The following is a 4,438-nucleotide window of genomic DNA, read 5'->3' on the forward strand; positions in this document are numbered from 1 at the left end:
TTCGCGGACCAGCCCGGCGGGCTGCGCGACAACGACCAGATCATCGCCGGCCGCACCCTGGCCCTGGGTGAAGTGACCACCCCGCTGCCGGACCTGTCCGCGCTGCCGGTGGCGCTGCGCGGGCGCAACAACGCCCTTCTCGAAGCGGCCCTGGTGCAGATCCGCCCGGCCGTGGACGCGGCGATCGCGCGCCATGGCGCCGATCGGGTGGCGGTGATCATCGGCACCAGTACCTCGGGCATCGGGGAATCGGAGAACGCGCTGCGCTGCCATCGCGAGAGCGGCCAGTGGCCGTCGGGCTTCGACTACGCACAGCAGGAAATGGGCACCTCGGCGCGGTTCGTGCGCGAGCGCATCGGCAGCACCGGGCCGGCCTGGACCATCTCCACCGCCTGCTCGTCCAGCGCCAAGGCGCTGATGGCCGCCGCGCGCCTGCTGCGCGCCGGGGTGGTGGACGCGGTGGTGGCCGGCGGCGCCGATTCGATGTGCCGGTTCACCGTGGCCGGCTTCAGTGCGCTGGAGTCGGTCTCGGCGGCGCGCTGCAACCCGTTCTCGGCCAACCGCAACGGCATCAACATCGGCGAGGGCGCCGCGCTGTTCCTGATCACGGCCGCGCCCGGCCCGGTGTGCCTGGCCGGGTGGGGCGAGTCGTCCGATGCGCACCACATGTCCGCGCCGGACCCGCAGGCACGCGGCGCGATCGACGCCATGCAGCAGGCGCTGGACCGGGCCGGCTGGGCGCCAGCGCAGGTGGATTACGTGAACCTGCACGGCACCGCCACCGGGCACAACGACGCGATGGAAAGCCAGGCCGTGGCGGCGGTGCTGGGCACCACGGTGCCGGCCAGCTCGACCAAGCCGCTGACCGGCCACACCCTGGGCGCGTCCGGAGCGATCGAGGCCGCGCTGTGCTGGATGGTGCTGGCCGACAATCCGCAGCAGCAGCTGCCCACCCACTGGTGGGACGGGCAGGGCGACGCCGCGTTGCCGGCGCTCGCGCTGGTGGCACCGGGCACCCACGCCGCACGGGCGCCGCAGCACGTGCTCAGCCACTCGTTCGCCTTTGGCGGCAGCAATGCCGTCCTGGCCCTGGCGAAAGGATAAGCATGCAGCTGCCGCTGAACATCGATGAGGTGCTGCCCCACCGCGACAGCATGCGCCTGATCGACCGCCTGCTGGACTGGCAGCCGGAGTCGATCGTGGTCGAGGTGGACGTTCCCCATCAGGGCCTGTTCAACCATGCCGAGGGCGTTCCAGCCTGGGTGGGCGTGGAATACATGGCCCAGGCGATCGCCGCGTGGGCAGGCTGCAAGGCACGCCAGGCAGGGCGCGAGCCCTCGATCGGGTTCCTGCTGGGCACCCGCCGCTACACCGCGCACCAGCCGTACTTCGCCGCCGGCAGCTGCCTGCGGGTAGAGGCACAGTGCGAGCTGATGGGCGAAAATGGGCTGGGCATGTTCGCCTGCCGGATCCTGGCAGGCGCTACCGAATTGGCGGTCGCCAACGTATCGGTGTTCGAACCACGCGATGCGATGGCTTATCTGGAGAGTGGAGAGGCATGACAGGGAATCTCACAGTGCTGGTGACCGGCGCCAGCCGGGGCATCGGCCGCGCCATCGCGCTGCGCATCGCGCGCGACGGCTTCGACGTGGTGGTGCATTGCCGCAGCCGCATCGAGGAAGCACAGGACGTGGTGGCCCAGATCCAGGCCCTGGGCCGGCAGGCCCGCGTGCTGATGTTCGACGTGGCCGACCGCGACGCCGCGCGTACCGCGCTGGAGGCCGACGTGGAGGCGCACGGCGCCTACTACGGGGTGGTCTGCAACGCCGGCATCGCCCGCGACGGCGCGTTCCCGGCGATGCCCGCCGAAGACTGGGACGCGGTGGTGCACACCAACCTGGACAGCTTCTACAACGTGCTGCATCCGCTGGTGATGCCGATGGTGCGGCGGCGCAAGCCGGGCCGCATCGTCACCCTGTCGTCGGTGTCGGGGCTGGTCGGCAACCGCGGCCAGACCAACTACAGCGCGGCCAAGGCCGGCATCATCGGCGCCACCAAGGCGCTGGCGCTGGAACTGGCCAGCCGCGCGATCACCGTCAACTGCGTGGCCCCGGGCCTGATCGAGACCGACATGATCAACCAGGAAGTGCTGGACCACGCGCTTAAACTGATTCCCGCCGGGCGCATGGGCCAGCCGGACGAGGTCGCCCATGCGGTGTCCTTCCTGCTGTCCGAATCGGCCGGCTACATCACCCGCCAGGTGATCTCGGTCAATGGAGGCATGGTCTGATGAGCCGAACCGAACGTCGCGTGGTGGTCACCGGTGCCGCCGCGCTCAGCCCGCTGGGCCACGACTGGCCGAGCATCCGCGAGCGCCTGCACGCACGCGTCAACGCGGTGCGCTACATCCCCGAGTGGGAGGTGTTCGACGGCCTCAACACGCGCCTGGCCGCGCCCGTGCAGGACTACGACCTGCCGGCCCACTACAACCGCAAGACCACCCGCAGCATGGGCAAGGTGGCGGTGATGTCGGTGCGCGCCACCGAACTGGCGCTGGAATCGGCCGGCCTGCTTGGCCACCCGGTGCTGCGCAGTGGCATGGCCGGCGTGGCCTATGGCTCATCGTCGGGCAGCCACGAGGCCACGGCCGAGTTCGGCCGCATGCTGCACGAACACACCACCGAAGGCATCAGCGCCACCACGTACCTGAAAATGATGAGCCACACCTCGCCGGTCAACATCGGGGTGTTCTTCGGCTTGTCCGGCCGTGTCTACACCACGTCCAGCGCCTGTACGTCGGGCAGCCAGGGCGTGGGCGCCGGTTACGAGGCGATCCGCAGCGGCAAGCAGCGGGTGATGGTCACCGGGGGCGCCGAGCAGCTGGATGCCACGGCTGCGGCGGTGTTCGACACCCTGTTTGCCACCAGCGTGCGCAACGATGCGCCGCAGACCACGCCGAGCCCGTTCGACGCGCACCGCGACGGCCTGGTGCTGGGCGAGGGCGCCGGCACGCTGATCCTGGAAGAGCTGGAGCACGCGCAGGCACGCGGGGCGACGATCCTGGCCGAGGTGGTCGGGTATGGCACCAACAGCGACGGCCAGCACGTCACCCAGCCGAGCGCGGACACCATGGCCCAGGCGATGCGTCTGGCGCTGGAAGATGCGGGCCTGGAGGCAGCGCAGATCGGCTACGTGAACGCGCACGGCACGGCGACCGACCATGGCGACATCGCCGAGACCCAGGCCACCGCGAAGGTGTTCGGTCCGGGCATGCCGATCAGTTCGCTGAAGAGCTACGTGGGCCACATGCTGGGCGCCTGCGGTGCGTTCGAGGCCTGGATGACCATCGAGATGATGCGCGAGGGCTGGTTCGCGCCGACCTTGAACCTGCACGAGGTGGACCCGCGCTGCGGCGCGCTGGATTACATCCGGGGCGAGGGCCGTGCGCTGCAGCCCGAGTACGTGATGAGCAACAACTTCGCCTTCGGTGGCATCAACACCTCGTTGATATTCCGCCGTTGGCAGGCCTGATCTGATCCACCCGACCCGGGCACGGGTCGGTTCTTCCCAGCACCACCCCGCGTCCTACCAACAAGGAGAAAGTTGAATGCGTCGTTTTGCCCTGATTGCCGCCACCGCGCTGCTCGCCGTCGCCAGCACCGCCCAGGCCCGTGACACCCGTGTTGAACAATCGCTGCGTGAGCTGGTGAGCTCGCAGGCCGCCCGTGATGCCGGTATCGACGGCAGCGTGCGTTTCTACCTGGCCGGCGAAAAGGTCAACGTGCAGCAGCGCCTGGGCGAAGACGTGACCAACAAGAAGACCAACGCGGCCAACAAGAGCGACGAGGAAGCCTGCCGCTGGGTCGCCCTGTCGGCGCTGCGCGCGCTGCAGGACGGCGCCAAGTCGCGCAACGCCAACGCGGTGGTGGACATCGTGAGCTACTACAAGAAGAATGAGTTCAAGAGCACCACCAACTACGAGTGCTACGCCGGCACCCTCATGGCCGGTGTCGCCCTGAAGGGCACCTACGCCAAGGTCAAGTAAGACCGCTCGCAGCCACCGCTCCGTCGGGGTGGTGGCTGCGGCTTGTTTCACGATCGACAGCTACAGCAACAGCTACCGCAACAGCTACAGCAACGGCGATTTCTCGCCTGTGCCGGGGAGGGCAGGCCTGTGTGGGTTCGCATGGAACGGCAAAGGCCAAGGCCAAGCGCCGCCCGCCCCAAGCTCGCATGCACGCCGCGGTAGTGCCGAGCCACGCTCGGCAGCTCTTCCTCCCCCCAACCAAAACCGGTGCTCTGCTCCGGCTCCTGCCGTGGCTGTTGCCCTGCTCTCCAAAAGCACCAGAAATTTCTGAAAGCGCTGGGGAGGGTGGGTATCCGGGGCCCTGAGCCGCATGGATGCGGCGACGGAGCTTACAAGGATGTACTTGCAGCG

General features: G+C 68.9%; 5 protein-coding genes. All 5 read left to right on the forward strand.

Annotation, left to right across the window (positions count from 1 at the left end):
- On the forward strand, positions 1-1,104 hold a 1,104-nt coding region (locus DBR34_RS10385; protein ID WP_258223808.1), incomplete at its 5' end, for a beta-ketoacyl-ACP synthase.
- A 2-nt stretch (positions 1,105-1,106) separates the two neighbouring features.
- Positions 1,107-1,562 (forward strand): hotdog family protein, encoded by a 456-nt coding sequence (locus DBR34_RS10390; protein ID WP_128096732.1) that lies wholly within the window; start codon positions 1,107-1,109, stop codon positions 1,560-1,562.
- A complete protein-coding gene (gene fabG / locus DBR34_RS10395) occupies positions 1,559-2,290 on the forward strand; it encodes a 3-oxoacyl-ACP reductase FabG (RefSeq protein WP_038685546.1) in 732 nt (243 codons plus the stop codon). Before DBR34_RS10390 ends, fabG begins: the two co-directional genes overlap by 4 nt.
- Entirely contained in the window at positions 2,290-3,531 is a 1,242-nt protein-coding gene (locus DBR34_RS10400) for a beta-ketoacyl-ACP synthase (protein WP_128096733.1), read from the forward strand. Before fabG ends, DBR34_RS10400 begins: the two co-directional genes overlap by 1 nt.
- A 76-nt stretch (positions 3,532-3,607) precedes the next feature.
- Positions 3,608-4,045 (forward strand): excinuclease ATPase subunit, encoded by a 438-nt coding sequence (locus tag DBR34_RS10405; RefSeq protein WP_128096734.1) that lies wholly within the window; start codon positions 3,608-3,610, stop codon positions 4,043-4,045.
- Positions 4,046-4,438 lie beyond the last annotated feature (393 nt).

Origin of the sequence: Stenotrophomonas sp. HMWF003, assembly GCF_003061285.1 — a bacterium.
GTDB lineage: Bacteria > Pseudomonadota > Gammaproteobacteria > Xanthomonadales > Xanthomonadaceae > Stenotrophomonas > Stenotrophomonas maltophilia_AP.

Coding starts and splice junctions, on each gene's coding strand:
- DBR34_RS10405 (WP_128096734.1), top strand. CDS start 3,608: ATGCGTCGTTTTGCCCTGATTGCCGCCACCGCGCTGCTCGCCGTCGCC.
- fabG (WP_038685546.1), top strand. CDS start 1,559: ATGACAGGGAATCTCACAGTGCTGGTGACCGGCGCCAGCCGGGGCATC.
- DBR34_RS10390 (WP_128096732.1), top strand. CDS start 1,107: ATGCAGCTGCCGCTGAACATCGATGAGGTGCTGCCCCACCGCGACAGC.
- DBR34_RS10400 (WP_128096733.1), top strand. CDS start 2,290: ATGAGCCGAACCGAACGTCGCGTGGTGGTCACCGGTGCCGCCGCGCTC.